The organism is Streptomyces sp. NPDC111802 (genome assembly GCF_055634335.1).
Genome location: NZ_JBVKCZ010000043.1, coordinates 30730 through 48504, shown reverse-complemented (window position 1 = coordinate 48504; position 17775 = coordinate 30730). Strand labels below are relative to the sequence as shown.

Annotated in this window: 1 protein-coding gene; it reads left to right on the top strand. The window is 74.3% G+C overall.

Annotated features, from left to right (window positions below; all coding sequences use genetic code 11):
- Positions 1–69 precede the first annotated feature (69 nt).
- A complete protein-coding gene (locus ACZ7NC_RS35555; protein ID WP_471494574.1) occupies positions 70–17760 on the top strand; it encodes an SDR family NAD(P)-dependent oxidoreductase in 17691 nt (5896 codons plus the stop codon).
- The last annotated feature ends 15 nt before the right edge of the window (positions 17761–17775 follow it).

Genomic DNA, 17775 nt, shown 5'->3' with positions numbered 1-17775 from the left:
TGCCGGCCGGCCCGCACCGGCCGGCACCCAGACGCGCCCCGCACGCTCACCGCGACCGTGGAGAAGGACATGACTGCATCCTCCGAAGAGCTCGTCGAAGCCCTGCGGGAGTCCCTCAAGGAGAACGACCGGCTCTGGCAGCGCTACCAGGACCTCGTCACGGCGTCCCGGGAACCGGTCGCCGTCGTCGGCATGGGCTGCCGCTTCCCCGGCGGCGCCACCACGCCCGAGGCCCTGTGGGAGCTCGTCGCCGGCGAACGGGACGGCATCACACCGGTGCCCGAGGACCGCGGCTGGGACCTGAGCGCCCTCGGCGACACCACAGCCGCCGGCGGATTCCTCCACGACGCGCCCCTGTTCGACCCGGACCTGTTCGGCATCAGCCCGCGCGAGGCGCTCGCCATGGACCCACAGCAGCGCCTGCTGCTCGAGACGTCCTGGGAGGCCCTGGAGCGCGCGGGCATCGACCCCACCTCGCTGCGCGGCTCCCGCACCGGCGTCTTCACCGGCGTCTCCGGCAACGGCTACGGCGGCCACCTCCACGAGGCCACGCCGGAGACCGAGGGCTATCTGCTCACCGGCTCCATCCCCAGCGTCGCCTCCGGCCGCGTCGCCTACACCCTCGGCCTCGAAGGGCCCGCCGTCACCGTCGACACCGCCTGCTCCTCCGCGCTGGTCGCCCTGCACCTCGCCTGCCAGGCGCTGCGCTCCGGCGAGTGCGACACGGCCCTCGCGGGCGGCGCCACCGTCATGGCCAACCCCGGCATGTTCCTGGAGTTCGCCCGCCAGGGCGGCCTCGCCGGCGACGGGCGCTGCAAGTCCTTCGCCGACGACGCCGACGGCACCGGCTGGTCCGAGGGCGCCGGCGTCCTCGTCCTCGAACGCCTCTCCGACGCCCAGCGACACGGCCACCCGATCCTCGCCGTGATCCGCGGCAGCGCCGTCAACCAGGACGGCGCCTCCAACGGCCTCACCGCACCCAACGGCCCCGCCCAGCAACGCGTCATCCGCGCCGCCCTCGACGCCGCCGCCCTCACCACCGCCGACGTCGACGCCGTCGAGGCGCACGGCACCGGCACCCGGCTCGGCGACCCCATCGAGGCCCAGGCCCTCATGGCCACCTACGGCCAGGACCGCACCGAACCCCTGTGGCTCGGCTCCGTGAAGTCCAACATCGGCCACACCCAGTCCGCCGCGGGCGTCGCCGGCCTCATCAAGACCATCATGTCGCTGCGGGCCGAACTGCTGCCCCGCTCCCTGCACTGCGAGACCCGCTCCACCCGGGTCGACTGGGCCGAGGGCGACGTCCGTCTGCTGACCGACTCCCGCCCCTGGCCGCGCGGCGAACGCCCCCGCCGGGCCGGTGTCTCCGCCTTCGGCATCAGCGGCACCAACGCCCATGTGATCGTCGAGGAGGCGCCGGCGGCCGAAGAGCCGGAGCAGCGTGCCGTGACCGCGCTGCCGGTCGTGCCCTGGGTGCTGTCGGCCCGCAGCCACGACGCCCTGACCGCCCAGGCCGCCCGCCTGGCCGCGTTCGAAGCCGATCCGACCGACATCGGCCTGTCCCTCGTCACCGGCCGCGCCCGCCTCGACCACCGCGCCGTCGTCCTCGGCGACCCCGGTGCCCTGCGCGACCGGGCCGCCGCCCTCGCCGACGGCATCCCGGACCCCGGCACCGTCACCGGTACGGTCATCGACGGCCGTACGGCCTGGATGTTCACCGGCCAGGGCAGCCAACGTCCCGGCATGGGACGGGAGTTGTACGACACCCACCCGGTGTTCGCGGCCGTCCTGGACGTCGTCTGCGAAGCCCTGGACGCCGCCCTCGCGGGCACCCCCGGATTCGAACTCCCCGTCCGTGACGTCATGTTCGCCGCCGAAGGCACCCCCGAAGCGGCCCTCCTGGACCGCACCGGATACGCCCAGACCGCCCTGTTCGCCCTGCAGACCGCCACCGCCGAACTGCTCCGCTCCTGGGACACCCGCCCCGATGTCGTCCTCGGCCACTCCATCGGCGAGTACGCCGCCGCCTACGTGGCCGGCGTGTTCGACCTGGCCGACGCGGCACGCCTGGTCGCCGCCCGCGCCCGCGTCATGCAGGCCCTGCCCGAGGGCGGCGCCATGGCCGCCGTGGAGGCAGACGAGGCCGAGGTCATGGAGCTACTCGACTCCTCCGAGGTCACCGTCGCCGCCGTGAACGGGCCCCGAGCGGTCGTCGTCTCGGGGACCGAGGACGCCGTCGAACGCGTCATGGCCGCCGCCCGCGCGCGCGACCGGCGCGTCACGCGGCTGCGCGTCTCGCACGCCTTCCACTCGCCCCACATGGCCCCCGCGGTCGCCGAGTTCACCCGGGTCGCCGAGAGCATCACCTTCCGCCCGCCGGCCCTCGCCGCCGTCAGCACCCTCACCGGGGCCCCGGTCACCGCCTCCGACTGGCCGACGCCCGCCTACTGGGCCGACCAGATCGTCCGCCCCGTCCGCTTCCACGACGCCCTCACCACCGCCACCGGCCGGCAGTCCGCGAGCCGCCTGCTGGAGATCGGCCCCGACCCCGTCCTCACCGGCCTCGCCCGCACGGCCGGCGACACCCCCGCCGCGTCCGTCCTGCGCGAGGGAACGCACGAGCCCGAGTCGCTGCTCACCGCGCTGGCCGAGATGTACGTGCACGGGGCGCCCGTCGGCTGGGCCGCCCTGTTCGAGGGCACCGGGGCACACCGCGTCGACCTGCCCACCTACGCCTTCCACCACCGGCGGTTCTGGATACGGCCCACCCGCACCGTCACCGACGTCGGCGGCCTCGGCCTCGGCAGCGTCGGCCACCCCCTGCTCGGCGCCACCCTGCGCCCCGCCGGCACCGACACCGTCCTGCTCACCGCCGCCCTGTCGGCCGACACCCACCCCTGGCTCGCCGACCACACCGTCGCCGGACGAGCCGTCGTCCCCGGCACCGCCCTCGTCGAACTCGCCGTGCAGGCAGGCGACCAGGCGGGCTGCGGCGCCCTCACCGAACTCGCCCTGCACACCCCGCTCGTACTGCCCGAGCACGGCACCGCACACCTCCAGATCGCCGTGGAACCCGCCGCGGCCGACGGCACCCGAGCCGTCCGCGTCCACGCCCGCCCGGACGGCGCACCCGCCGACGCGCCGTGGACGCTGCACGCCGCCGGCACCCTCGCTCCCGCAGGTCCCTCCCCCTCCTGGGACCTGCGGGCCTGGCCCCCCGCCGGAGCCGAACCCCTCCCGCTGGACGGCCTGTACGACCGGCTGGCCGCAGCCGGACTCGAGTACGGCCCCGCGTTCCGCGGCCTCACCGCCGCCTGGCGGGACGGCGACGACCTGCTCGTCGAGGCCGCCCTGCCGGACGGCACCGGCGACGCCACCGCCTTCGGCCTGCACCCCGCCCTCCTCGACGCCGCCCTGCACGCGCTCGCCCTGCCCCAGGACACCGGCGACCAGGCACGGCTCCCGTTCCTGTGGAGCGGTGTACGTCTGCACGCCGTGGGCGCCGCCACCCTCCGCGTCCGGATCGCCCGGCACACCGACGACACCGTCGCCCTCCAGGCGGCGGACGAGACCGGCGCACCCGTCGCCGACATCGAGGGCCTCGTCCTGCGCCCCCTGCCGGCGCTGAGCGACGACACCCCGCGCGCGGGCGGCCTCTTCCGGCTGGAGTGGACCCCGGTCGCCCTGCCGGCGTCCGCCGACGGCCAGGGCGCCGGCCCGGCCCTGGCCGTACTGACCGACGACCCCGCGCCGTGGACCGCCGCCGACCCGGCGATCGTCCCGGGCACCACCCTCGACGCCCTCGCCGCGACGAACCCGGCGACGGTCCTCCTCCCGGTCGGCCCCGGCACGGCCGCCGCCGACGTCCTGGCCGCCGTACACACATGGCTCGCCGACGACCGCTTCGCGCACGCCCGCCTGGTGCCGGTCACCGCGAGAGCGGCCGGCGACGACGCCACCGACCCCGCGGGCGCCGCCGTATGGGGTCTGCTGCGCACCGCCGCCAACGAACACCCCGGCCGCTTCGCCGTCGCCGACACCGACGGCGCCCCCGAAGCCCTGCGCACCCTCGTCGCCGCCCTGGCCGGCCTCGACGCCGACCAACTCGTCGTGCGCGGGGAGCAGGTCCTGCTGCCGCGCGTCATCCGGAGCGCCGCACCGGCGGGCACCGACGGCACCTGCTGGCCGGAGACCGGGACCGTCCTCATCACGGGCGGCACCGGTGGCCTCGGCGCGCTCGTCGCCCGGCACCTGGTCGACGCGCACGGCGTGCGCGACCTGCTGCTCATGTCCCGCCGTGGCATCGAAGCACCGGGAGCCGAGGGCCTCGTCGCCGACCTCGGCGCAGCGGGCGCCAGCGTCCGGGTCGTCGCCTGCGACGCCGCCGACCGGACCGCTCTGGCAGCAGCCCTGGACGGCGTACGCCTCAGCGGTGTGATCCACGCGGCCGGCGTGCTCGACGACGGCCTCCTCACCGACCTCACCCCCGACCGGCTCACCCACGTCCTCGACAGCAAGGCCACCGCGGCCCTGCACCTGCACGAGCTGACGGCCGATCAGGACCTGTACGCCTTCGTGCTGTTCTCCTCCGTCGCCGGTGTCTTCGGCAATCCCGGCCAGGCCGCCTACGCCGCCGCCAACACGGTCCTGGACACCCTCGCCACCGCCCGCCGCGTCCAGGGCCTGCCCGCGCTGTCGCTGGCCTGGGGTATGTGGGAGACGGCCGACGGCATGGGCGGCCGCACAGCGCAGTCCGACGTCGCACGCCTGCGCCGCCACGGCTTCCCGCCGCTGCCCACCGACGAGGCCCTCGCCCTCTTCGACGCCGCGCTCCACTGCGAGCACCCCGTCGCCCTGCCCTTCGCGCTCGACACGACCGCCCTCGCCGCCCACCGCGACACCGCCCCGGCCGTCCTGCACGGCCTGCTGCCCACCGCCCGCCGGCAGGCCGCCACCGGCACCGACAGCGGCAACGCCCTCGCCCGCCGCCTGCTCACCCTGCCCGGCGACGAACAGCACCGGCTCCTGCTCGACCTGGTACAGACCGCGGTCGCCGGAGTCCTCGGCCACACCGGCACCGCGGCCGTCGAACCCGCCCGTGCCTTCAAGGACCTCGGCTTCGACTCCCTGACCGCCGTCGACCTCCGCAACCGCCTCAAGACCGTCACCGGCCTCCAACTCCCCGCCACCCTCGTCTTCGACCACCCCAGCCCCCTCGCCCTCACCGCCCACCTCCGCACGGAACTCCTCGGCTCGGCGGACCTCCCCGCCATGGCCGCCCGCACCACGACCGGCACCGACGAGCCCATCGCGATCGTGGGGATGGGGTGCCGTTTCCCGGGTGGGGTGGACTCACCCGAGGCTCTGTGGGACCTGGTCGCCTCCGGCGGCGACGGAGTGTCGGGCTTCCCGGCGGACCGCGGCTGGGACCTGACGGCCCTGTACGGCGAGGGTTCCGGCAGTTCCGCCACGCGGGAGGGCGGCTTCCTGCACGACGCGGCCGAGTTCGATGCGGAGTTGTTCGGGATCTCGCCGCGTGAGGCGTTGGCGATGGATCCGCAGCAGCGGTTGCTGCTGGAGACGTCGTGGGAGGCGCTGGAGCGGGCGGGTGTCGATCCGCTGTCGCTGCGGGGTTCGCGCACGGGCGTCTTCGCGGGCCTGATGTACCACGACTACCACGCCCGGCTGCACACCGTGCCCAGCGAGGTCGAGGGACTCCTGGCCAACGGCAACGCGGGCAGCGTCTTCTCCGGCCGGGTCTCCTACGTCTACGGCTTCGAGGGTCCGGCGGTGACGGTGGACACGGCGTGTTCGTCGTCGCTCGTGGCACTGCATCTGGCGTGCCAGTCGCTCAGGTCGGGGGAGTGCGACACGGCCCTCGCGGGCGGCGTCACCGTCATGGCCTCACCGACCACCTTCGTGGAGTTCTCCCGCCAGGGCGGACTCGCCGCCGACGGCCGCTGCAAGTCCTTCGCGGACGACGCCGACGGCACGGGCTGGGCCGAGGGCGCGGGCGTGCTGGTGCTGATGCGGCTGAGCGAGGCACGCCGCCAGGGCCGTCCGGTGCTCGCCGTCGTACGGGGCAGCGCGGTCAATCAGGACGGTGCGTCCAACGGCCTCACCGCGCCCAACGGGCCGTCCCAGCAGCGGGTGATCCGTCAGGCGCTGGCCAACGCCGGGGTGACGGCGGCCGAGGTCGACGCGGTCGAGGCGCACGGCACCGGCACCCGGCTCGGCGACCCCATCGAGGCCCAGGCCCTCCTCGCCACCTACGGCCAGGACCGGGCCGAGCCGCTCTGGCTGGGCGCCGTGAAATCCAACATCGGGCACACACAGGCGGCGGCGGGCGCGGCCGGAGTCATCAAGATGGTGATGGCGCTGCACGCCGAGCGTCTGCCGCGCACCCTGCACGCCGACCAGCCCTCCACCCACGTGGACTGGTCGGCGGGTGCGGTGCGGCTGCTGACTGAGGAACGGGCCTGGCCGCAGGGTGAGCGTCCGCGCCGGGCGGGTGTGTCGTCCTTCGGCATCAGCGGCACCAACGCCCACGTCGTCATCGAAGAGGCCTCGGCTCCACGCCCCGCCCCCGCGCGGCGACCGGAGCACGGGCTGCCGACGGTGCCGTGGGTGGTCTCGGCGCGCTCGGCCGAGGCGCTGCACGCCCAACTCGCCCGACTGGCCTCCGTCGACGCGGACCCCATGGACACCGGCCGGTCACTGGCCACGACCCGCGCGGTGCTGGAACACCGTGCCGTCCTGCTGGGCCCCGACCTGGACACCCTGCGCGCGCAACTCGCCGGGCCCACGATCACCGGGACCGTCACCGAGGGCCGTACGGCATGGATGTTCACCGGCCAGGGCAGCCAACGGCAAGGCATGGGGAGGGAGTTGTACGACGCCCATCCGGTGTTCGCCGCCGCGCTGGACGAGGTCTGCGAACTGCTGGACGCGCAGCTCGGCTTCGACCGCCCCCTGAAGGACGCGCTGTTCGCGGACGACACCGGGCTGCTGAACACCACCGGATACGCGCAGCCGGCACTGTTCGCGGTGCAGGTGGCGCTGGTCGCGCTGCTGCGGTCCTGGGGGATGGCCCCGGAGGCCGTACTGGGCCACTCGGTGGGCGAGTTCGCCGCCGCGTACACCGCCGGGGTCTTCGAACTGCCGGACGCGGTAAGGCTGGTGGCGGCGCGCGCCCGGCTGATGCAGGCGCTGCCCGAGGGCGGCGCGATGGCGGCGATCGAGTCGGCCGAGGCGGAGCTGACCGGCCGGCTGCCGGACGGCGCGGTGCTCGCGGCCGTCAACGGGCCCACCTCGGTGGTCGTTTCGGGCACCGCGGAAGCCGTGGACGCGGTCGTCGAGCGGGCCCGTGCGGAGGGCCACCGAGCCACACGGCTGCGCGTGTCGCACGCCTTCCACTCGCCGCTGATGGAACCCGTCCTCGCCGAGTTCACCGAGGTCGCCGCCCGCATCACCTACCGCACGCCGCAGGTCGCCGCCGTGAGCAGCGTGACCGGCGCCCCGCTCGGCGAGAACGACTGGACGACCCCCGCCTACTGGGCCGACCAGGTCGTCCGCCCGGTCCGCTTCCACGACGCGTTCACCGCGGCCCACGCCCAGGGCGCCGGACGGTTCCTGGAGATCGGTCCCGACCCCGTCCTGACCGCGCTCGCCGGTGACGTACCCGCCGCCGCCACGCTCCGCAAGGACCGCCCCGAGCCGGAGACCCTGCTGCGGGCCGTCGCCGAACTCTTCGTGCACGGCACCCAGGTCGACTGGGCCGCCGTCTTCGCGGGCACGGGCGCGCGTGAGGTGCCGCTGCCGACGTACGCGTTCCAGCGCCGCCGCTACTGGCTCGACGCGCCGCGCGCCACCGTGGCCGCCGGCGACCTCGGCCTCGGCAGCACCGGACATCCGCTGCTGGGTGCCGCCGTGCCCGTCGCCGGATCGGACGCCGTCCTGCTGACGGCACGGCTGTCCATCGCCGACCGGCCCTGGCTCGCGGACCACGCCGTGGCGGGGTCGGTGATCCTGCCCGGCACGGCCGTCCTCGAACTGGCGCTGGCCGCCGCGGAACGCGTCGGACTCGACCGCGTCGACGAACTCACCCTCCACGCCCCGCTCGCACTGCCCGACGCGAGCGCGGTCCACATCCAGCTCAACGTCGAGGCCCCCGGCACCGACGGCCGACGGCAGCTGTACGTCTACGGCCGCCCCGAGACCACGGCCGACGCCCCCTGGACCCTGCACGCCGCCGGCCTCCTGGCTCCGGGCGAGCCCATCGACGAGGACTGGGACCTGCGGGCCTGGCCCCCACAGGGCGCCGAACTGGTGGAACTGGACGGCCTGTACGAGCGGTTGGGCGCTGCCGGACTGTCCTACGGCCCGGCGTTCCGCGGACTCGAACGCGTCTGGCGCTCCGGCGACGACTGGTTCGTCCAGGCCGCGCTGCCCGACGCCGTGGCGGGCGGCGCCGAGGGGTTCGGGGTCCACCCCGCCCTGCTGGACACCGTCCTGCACGCACTGGGGCTGCGGGAGCGCGAGGACGCCGGCGCGCTGCTGCCGTTCCTGTGGTCCGGCGTCGAAGTGTCGGCCGTCGGCGCCACCGCGCTCCGCGTCCGGATCTCGCGCCACGGCGACGACACCGTCACGCTCCACGTGGCCGACGCGACCGGCGAACCGGTGGCCCGAGCCGACGCCCTGACGCTCCGCCCCCTGTCCGCCGGCGCCCTCACCGCCTCCGACAGCGCGTTCCGCGACAGCCTGTTCCGCATCGACTGGCAGCCCCTCCCGGACACCGCTCCCGCGTCGACCGCGACCTGGACGGTGCTGGGCGACCCCGCCGCCCTGCCCGACGCCCCCGCCCGCGCCCACGCCGACCTCGCGGCCCTCACCGCCGCACTCGACGCCGGGGACGAGACACCGGAGACGGTGTTCGCGCCGGTGAACACCACCGGCCGCTCCCTCACCGACGTGGCCGCCGCCACCCTGGCACTCGTCCAGGGCTGGCTGGCCGAACCCCGGCTCGCGGGCGCCGGCCTGGTCTTCGTCACCCACCGAGCCGTCGGCGACGACCTCGCCGACATCGCCGGCGCGACCGTCTGGGGTCTGGTCCGCTCGGCGGCCGGCGAGAACCCGGGACGCTTCCGGCTCGCGGACCTAGACGGCTCGGCGGAGTCGTACCGGGCCCTGGCAGGCTGCCCCGATCAGGGCGAACTGCTCGTCCGGCACGGCGATGTGCGGGTCCCGCGCCTTGTCCGCGCGGTCACCGACGATGTGCTGCTGCCGCCCGCCGGATCGAGCGACGGCTGGCGCATGGACGTCGTCGCCCAAGGACGCCTCAACGGTGTCGCGTTCGTTCCGGAGGCACGAAGGGCCCTGGAACCCGGTGAGGTGCGGGTCGCGGTGCGCGCGGCCGGCGTCAACTTCCGGGATGTGCTGAACGTCCTCGGGATGTACCCCGGTGACCCCGGCAGGCTCGGGCACGAAGGTGCCGGTGTGGTGGTGGAGGTCGGCCCGGAGGTGACCGGCCTGGTCGTCGGTGATCGGGTGATGGGTCTGCTGGACGGGGCGTTCGGCCCGACGGCCGTCACCGATGCGCGGCTGCTGGCCCGGGTGCCGGACGGATGGTCGTTCGAGCAGGCGGCGTCCGTGCCGATCGTGTTCCTCACCGCCTACTACGCGCTGGTTGACCTCGCCGGGTTCAAGGCGGGCGAATCCGTGCTGATCCATGCCGCCGCCGGTGGCGTCGGCATGGCCGCCGTGCAGCTCGCCCAGCACTTGGGCGGCGAGGTCTACGCGACCGCCAGTGAGCCGAAGTGGCCGGTGGTGCGTGAACTGGGTGTCCCGGTCGAGCGGATCGCTTCCTCGCGGACGACGGAGTTCGAGGAGCGGTTCCGGCCGGGTGTGGATGTGGTGCTGGACTCGCTCGCGGGTGAGTTCGTGGATGCCTCGCTGCGGCTGGTGCGGCCTGGCGGCCGGTTCGTGGAGATGGGCAAGACCGACATCCGCGACGCCGAGCAGGTGCGCGCGGAGCACGGGGTGTCGTACCGCTCGTTCGATCTGATGGATGCCGGCCCGGACCGGATCGCCGAGATGTTCGCGGCACTCCTGGAGCTGTTCGAGCGGGGCGCCCTACGGCCCGCCCCGGTCACCCCGTACGGGATCTCGCGTGCGCCGGAGGCGTTGCGCCTGCTGGGGCAGGCCAGGCATGTCGGCAAGGTCGTCCTGTCGGTGCCGTCACCGTGGACCGGCGAGGGCACGGTCCTGATCACGGGCGGCACCGGTGGGCTGGGCGCCGAGGTCGCCCGGCATCTGGTCACCGCCCACGGCGTACGGGATCTGCTGCTGGTCTCCCGGCGTGGGCCCGACGCTCCCGGCGCCCGCGAACTTCAGGCGGAACTGGGTGAGTTGGGTGCCCGCGTCAGCGTGCGGGCATGTGACGTCTCCGACCGGTCGGCGCTGGCCGGTGTGCTCGACGGTGTCCCACTGAGCGGTGTGGTGCACGCGGCCGGTGTCCTCGACGACGCCCTCGTCACCGACCTCACCCCGGAACGGCTGGCCCGTGTCCTGGCCGCCAAGGCCGACTCGGCCCGGCATCTGCACGAGCTGACGCGAGGCCAGCGGCTCTCCGCGTTCGTGCTGTTCTCCTCCTTCGCGGGCGTGGTCGGCAACCCCGGGCAGGCGGCCTACGCCGCCGCCAACAACGCCCTGGACGCCCTCGCGGCCACCCGCCGCGCCGAGGGACTGCCCGCCGTGTCGCTGGCCTGGGGCATGTGGGCCACCGCCGACGGCATGGGCGGGACGCTGGGCGAGGCCGAGTTGGAGCGCATGGCCCGGCAGGGCTACCCCGCGCTGGAGACCGGCCAGGGCCTCGCCCTGCTCGACGCCGCGCTGCTGCTCGACGAGCCGACCGCCGTTCCCGTCGCCCTGCGCGTCCCCGCGCTCGCCGAGGCCGGACACGAGAGCCTGCCCGCCGTACTGCACCACCTGGTGCCCGCCGCCCGACGCAGGCGTGATGCCCGTAGGCGGCCCGGCACCGGGGGCGGCGGCGAACTCGCCGACCGGCTGCGCGGGTTGCGGCCCGACGAGCGGGAACGGCTGCTGCTCGACACCGTGCGCGCCCAGGTCGCGGCGGTCCTCGGACACACCTCACCCGGACAGATCGACCCGGACCGCGCCTTCAAGGACCTCGGGTTCGACTCGCTCACCGCCGTCGACCTGCGCAACCGCCTGCGCACCGCCACCGGGATCGCGCTGCCCGCCACCCTCGTCTTCGACCACCCCACCCCCGGCGCCCTCGTCGCCCACCTCCACACCCACCTGCTGGGCGACGACGACGCGACCGACGCCACCGGCACGACCCGTGTCCGCGCGCTCGCAGACGCCGACGACCCCATCGCGATCGTGGGCCTCGGCTGCCGGTTCCCCGGCGGCGCGGACTCGCCCGACGCGCTGTGGGACCTGGTCGTCACCGGCAAGGACGCGATCACACCCTTCCCGTCCGACCGCGGCTGGGACACCCGCGCCCTCGACGGCGTCGCAGCCGTCGGCGGATTCGTGGCGGAGGCCGGGGACTTCGACGCCGAGTTGTTCGGGATCTCGCCGCGTGAGGCGTTGGCGATGGATCCGCAGCAGCGGTTGCTCCTGGAGACGGCGTGGGAGGCCCTGGAGCGGGCGGGCATCGACCCGACCTCCCTGCGCGGCACCGCGACCGGCGTCTACGCGGGCGTCTCCGCCAACGGCTACGGCGGCCACCTCCACGAGACGACCGCCGAGACCGAGGGCTACCTGCTCACCGGCAGCACCCCCAGCGTCGCCTCCGGCCGACTGTCGTATCTGCTCGGCCTGGAGGGCCCGGCCGTGTCTGTGGACACCGCCTGCTCCTCCGCCCTGGTCGCCCTGCACCTGGCGTGCCAGGCCTTGCGCTCCGGCGAGTGCGACATGGCCCTCGCGGGCGGCGCCACCGTCATGGCCAACCCGGGCATGTTCCTGGAGTTCGCACGGCAGGGCGGGCTGGCCGGTGACGGGCGCTGCAAGTCGTTCGCCGACGCCGCCGACGGCACGGGCTGGTCCGAGGGCGCGGGCGTCATCGTCGTGGAACGCCTCTCCGACGCCCTGCGCAACGGCCACCCCGTGCTGGCGGTGGTACGGGGCAGCGCGATCAATCAGGACGGTGCGTCCAATGGGCTCACCGCACCCAACGGCCCGTCCCAGCAGCGGGTGATCCGGCAGGCGCTGGCCGCCGCGCGCCTCGACACCGCCGAGGTGGACGCCGTCGAGGCGCACGGCACCGGCACCCGGCTGGGCGACCCGATCGAGGCACAAGCCCTGCTCGCGACGTACGGACAGGCCAGGACCGACGACGATCCCCTGTGGCTGGGCTCGATCAAGTCGAACCTCGGCCACCCGCAGGCCGCGGCCGGTGTGGCGAGCGTGGTCAAGATGGTGATGGCGCTTCGGGAGCAGACCCTGCCGCGCACCCTGCACGCGGAGGAACCCTCCACACACGTCGACTGGGACTCCGGGTCCGTGCGGCTACTGCGGCAGGAGCGGCCCTGGCCGCGTGGGGAGCGGCCGCGCCGGGCGGGTGTGTCGTCGTTCGGTATCAGCGGCACCAACGCCCACGTCATCCTCGAAGAGGCCCCGCCCGTCCATGCACCGCAGCCGCGCACGGTCACCGCACAGCCGCCGGTCGTCCCGTGGCCCGTCTCCGGCCGCAGTGCAAAAGCCCTGCGCGCCCAGCTCGCGCGACTCGCGCAGGACCTCGACGCACACGAGCCCGACCCGGTGGACATCGGGTTGTCCCTGGCCACGACTCGTGCCGCCCTGGAACACCGGGCGGTGATTCTCGGGCGGGACGGTGACGCGCTGCGGTCGGGGCTCGCGGAGCCGGCCGTGATGGGGGTGGTCGCTGAGGGCCGTACGGCATGGATGTTCACGGGGCAGGGCAGCCAGCGTCTCGGGATGGGGCGTGAACTGCACGCCGCCTACCCTGTGTTCGCGGGTGCCTTCGACGAGACGGCCGCACTGCTGGAGGCCGAGCTGTCCGGCGCGGAGGGCTTCCCCCTCCCACTCCGGGACGTCCTCTTCGCGGCCGACGGCTCCGAAGCCGCCGCCCTGCTCGACCGCACCGGCTATGCACAGGCGGCCCTGTTCGCGGTGCAGGTAGCGTCGGTTGAGTTGCTTCGCTCGTGGGGTGTGGCCCCGGATGTGGTGCTGGGTCATTCGGTCGGTGAGTTCGCCGCCGCGTACACCGCGGGTGTCCTCGAACTGCCCGACGCCGTACGGCTGGTGGCCGCCCGCGCCCGTCTGATGCAGACCCTGCCGGAGGGCGGCGCGATGGCCGCCGTGGAGGCGGACGAGGCGGAGATCGCCGAGCTGCTGACCACGGGGGATGTGTCGATCGCGGTCGTCAATGGTCCGGCCGCCGTGGTGGTCTCCGGCGCGGAGGAGGGCGTCGAGCGGGTCATGGACGTGGTCCGTGAACGCGGTCGGCGGGTGACCCGTCTGCGCGTGTCCCACGCGTTCCACTCCCCGCTCATGGAGTCGATGCTGGACGAGTTCGCCGCGCTCGCCGAGCAGATCCACTACGGCACCCCGCGGTGCACGGCCCTCAGCACCGTCAGCGGCGCTCCCCTCGCCGACGGCGACTGGACGAGCGCCGGCTACTGGGTACGGCAGATCCGGCAGCCGGTGCGGTTCCACGCGGCCGCCACCGCGGCGGTCACCGGAGAAGGCGTCGTCCGGCTCCTGGAAATCGGCCCCGATCCGGTACTGAGCAGCCTCGTCGACGCCTCCGCCGAGTCCGTGCTCCGCAAGGGCAGGCCCGAGGCCGAGACCTTCCTCGGTGCTGTCGCCGAGATGTTCGTCCGAGGAACGGACGTCGACTGGACCGCCGTCCTCGCCGGGTCCGGAGCCCGCAGCGTCCCGCTGCCGACGTACGCCTTCCAACGGCAGCGGTACTGGCTGCGGCCCAGCCGCTCCGGCGCCGCGGCGGACAGCCTCGGCCTCGGCACCCCGGGGCATCCGCTGCTCGGCGCGGCACTGCCGGTCGCCGGGTCGGACACCCTGCTGCTCACCTCCCGCCTGTCCGCCGACAGCCACCCCTGGCTGGCCGAGCACGTGGTCGCCGGACGCGTCGTCGTCCCCGGCACGGCACTGCTCGAACTCGCCGTCCAGGCCGGTGACCGGGTCGGCCACGGCCACGTCGCCGACCTCACCCTGCACGAGCCGCTCGTCCTCCCCGAGGACGGTGCCGCGCAGGTGCAGATCTCCGTCGAACCGCAGGAGACCGAGACCACCCGCGCCCTGCGCGTCCACGCCCGCCCCGAGGGCGCGCCCGCCGACACGCCCTGGACACTGCACGCCACCGCCACCCTCGCCACACCGGAGGCCGAGCCCGACTGGGACCTGCGCGCGTGGCCACCGGCCGGCGCCGACCCGCTGCCGCTGGACGACTTGTACGAGCGTTTGACCGCAGCCGGTCTCGCCTACGGACCCACCTTCCGCGGGCTGACCCGAGCCTGGCGCCACGGCGAAGACCTCTACGTCGAGGCCGCTCTGCCCGAGCCCGGCGCCACCGAGGCCACCGCCTACGCGGTGCACCCCGCCCTGCTGGACACCGTCCTGCACGCACTCGCCCTGCGCGGCCCGGACGACGGCGAGGCCCTGCTGCCGTTCCTCTGGTCGGGAGTGTCCGTCACGGCCGCCGGCGCCACGACCGTACGCGCCCACCTCCGCCCGGCCGGCGACGGCGAAGTCGCCCTGCGCGTGGCCGACGCCGTCGGCGCCCCCGTGGCCGCCGTCCAATCCCTGCTGCTGCGCCCGGTGTCCGCCGCGGACCTGCCGACACCGGCCGGCATCGACGACCTGTACCGCCTGACATGGGCGCCCGCCGCCGACGCCCCGGACATCGCCGAACTCGCCGAGTACCGGCGCTGGGTGCTGATCTCGCCCGACCCCCGCGCCGAGGAACCGTGGACCGCCGCCGGCGTCCCGATCACCCGGCACCGCGATCTCGACTCCCTCGCCACCGGCGCCGAGGCGCCCGAGGTCGTGATCCTGCCGGTACCGGACATGCAGCCCGACGGCACCGCGTCTCCCGGCCGGCCTCTGGGGATCGCCGCCAACTCTGGTGAAGTCCCAAGTCCGATCGCTGGTCTCCTGGGGGCCATGCGGACCTGCCTGGCGGACGAGCGCCTGACCGGAGCGCGGCTGGTCGTCACGACCCGCGACGCGGTTCCGGCCGGCGCCGCGCCGCGCCCGGTCGACACCGACCTGACCGGCGCCGCCGCCTGGGGCCTGGTCCGGTCGGCGCTCAGCGAACACCCCGGCCGCTTCCTCCTGGCCGACATCGACGGCGACCCGGCCTCGCATCGGACGCTGGCCCACCACATCGCCCAGGGCACGGAACCCCAACTCGCCGTCCGCGACGGCCGGATCTGGCTCCCGCAACTGACACCGATGGACGCCGAGGGCCTGCTCGTACCGCCGGCCGCGGCGCCCGGGATGTCGTGGCGGGTGGAGGTCGCGGAGCGAGGCCGACTTGATGGCGTGGCCATGGTCGCGGAGGAGCCGCGTGTCCTCGGCCCCGGTGAGGTCCGGGTCGCGGTGCGGGCGGCCGGGGTGAACTTCCGGGATGTGCTGAACGTGTTGGGCACGTATCCCGGGGATGCGGGGCGGCTGGGGCATGAGGGTGCCGGTGTGGTCGTCGAGGTTGCGCCTGATGTGACCGGGCTGGCGGTCGGTGATCGGGTGATGGGCCTGCTGGACGGTGCCTTCGGCCCGACGGCCGTCGCGGATGCGCGGCTGGTGGCGCGGGTGCCCGAGGGCTGGTCGTTCGAGCAGGCCGCGTCCGTGCCGATCGTGTTCCTGACCGCCTACTACGCCCTGAAGGACCTCGCCGGGCTGAAGGAGGGTGAGTCCGTACTGATTCACGCAGCGGCCGGTGGTGTCGGTATGGCGGCGGTGCAGCTGGCACAGCGATTGGGCGCCGAGGTGTTCGCGACGGCGAGTGAGCCGAAGTGGGCGGTGCTGCGGGAGCTGGGTGTGGCGCAGGAGCGGATCGCTTCGTCGCGGACGACTGAGTTCGAGGAGCGGTTCCGGGCGGGTGTGGATGTGGTGCTGGACGCGTTGGCGGGGGAGTCCGTGGATGCCTCGCTGCGGCTGGTGCGGCCCGGTGGCCGGTTCGTCGAGATGGGCAAGGCCGACATCCGCGACGCCGAGGAGGTGCGTGCGGAGCATGGCATCGACTACACCGCCTTCGACGTCATGGATGCCGGTCCGGACCGGATCGCCGGGATGTGGGCCGAGCTGCTGGAGCTGTTCGAGCGGGGTGCGTTGCGGCCGGTGAGGGTGGCCTCGTATGACGTGGCCAGGGCTCGGGAGGCGTTGCGGCTGTTGGGGCAGGCCCGGCATGTGGGGAAGGTCGTTCTGTCGGTGCCGTCGCCGTGGGGTGGTGAGGGGGCGGTGCTGATCACGGGCGGGACCGGGGGGTTGGGCGCGGAGGTTGCCCGGCATCTGGTCAGCGTGCACGGGGTGCGGGATCTGCTTCTCGTCTCCCGGCGCGGGCCCGAAGCTCCCGGCGCCTCTGAACTCCGTGCCGAACTTGAGGAGTTGGGTGCGCGGGTCAGTGTCCAGGCGTGTGATGTGTCCGACCGGGAGGCGCTGGCCGGTGTACTCGACGGTGTCGATCTGTCGGCCGTGGTGCATGCGGCGGGGGTTCTCGATGATGGTGTGGTCGCTGATCTGACGCCGGAGCGGTTGGCGGGTGTGCTGGCGGCGAAGGCCGAATCGGCGCTTCACTTGCATGAGTTGACGGCTGATCGTGATCTGTCGGCGTTTGTGTTGTTCTCGTCGTTCGCGGGTGTGGTGGGCAATGCCGGTCAGGCTGCCTACTCGGCCGCGAACAATGTCCTGGACGCTCTGGCGATCGTGCGCCGCGCGCAGGGTTTGCCCGCTGTGTCGCTGGCCTGGGGGATGTGGGAGACCGGTATGGGGGGCCGGTTGGCGCAGGCTGACGTGGCGCGGTTGCGGCGGGCGGGATTGCCGCCGCTGGCCGCGCGTGAGGCGTTGGCCCTGATGGACACCGCGCTGGTCGTCAATGAGCCGAACGCGGTTCCCGTTGCCCTGCGTATCTCGGCGCTTGCCGGTGGTCGGGTTCCGTTCGTGTTGCGGGAGCTGGTGCCGGGGGCTGGTCGGCGTTGGGGTGTTGCCGCGTCGGGTGGTGCTGCCGGTGGTGGTGGTCTGGTGGAGCGGCTGCGGGGGCTGGGCTCGGTGGAGCGCGACCGTATGGTGTTGGACGCGGTGCTGGCCGAGGTGGCCGGGGTGCTGGGGCATGCCTCGGCGGGGTCCGTGGACGCCTCGCGGGCGTTCAAGGAGCTGGGCTTCGACTCACTGACCGCGGTGGATCTCCGTAACCGCCTGAACAGCGCCACCGGATTGCAGCTGCCCGCCACCCTCATCTTCGACCACCCGACCGTGGCCGACCTCGCCGCCCATCTGCGCACCGAGTTCGACCGCGCCGAAGGCGGCGCCGAGCCGAGCCTCTCCGATCTGGACCGGTTGGAGGCGGCCGTCCTCGCGATGGCCGATCAGGACGCGGCCGCGCGCAAGGAACTGAGAGACCGACTGCGGGCCATGACGGCGCGCCTCGAAGACGAACCGAGCACAGCAGGAACCGAGCAGGACAACGACGACATCGACTCCGCCTCGCTGGACTCGATGTTCGCGATCATCGATCGGGAACTCGAGGGCTGACGCCGGGCCTTGGCG

Bases quoted from the DNA above. Each gene is read 5' to 3' on its own strand.
- ACZ7NC_RS35555 (WP_471494574.1), top strand. From the start codon at position 70: ATGACTGCATCCTCCGAAGAGCTCGTCGAAGCCCTGCGGGAGTCCCTC.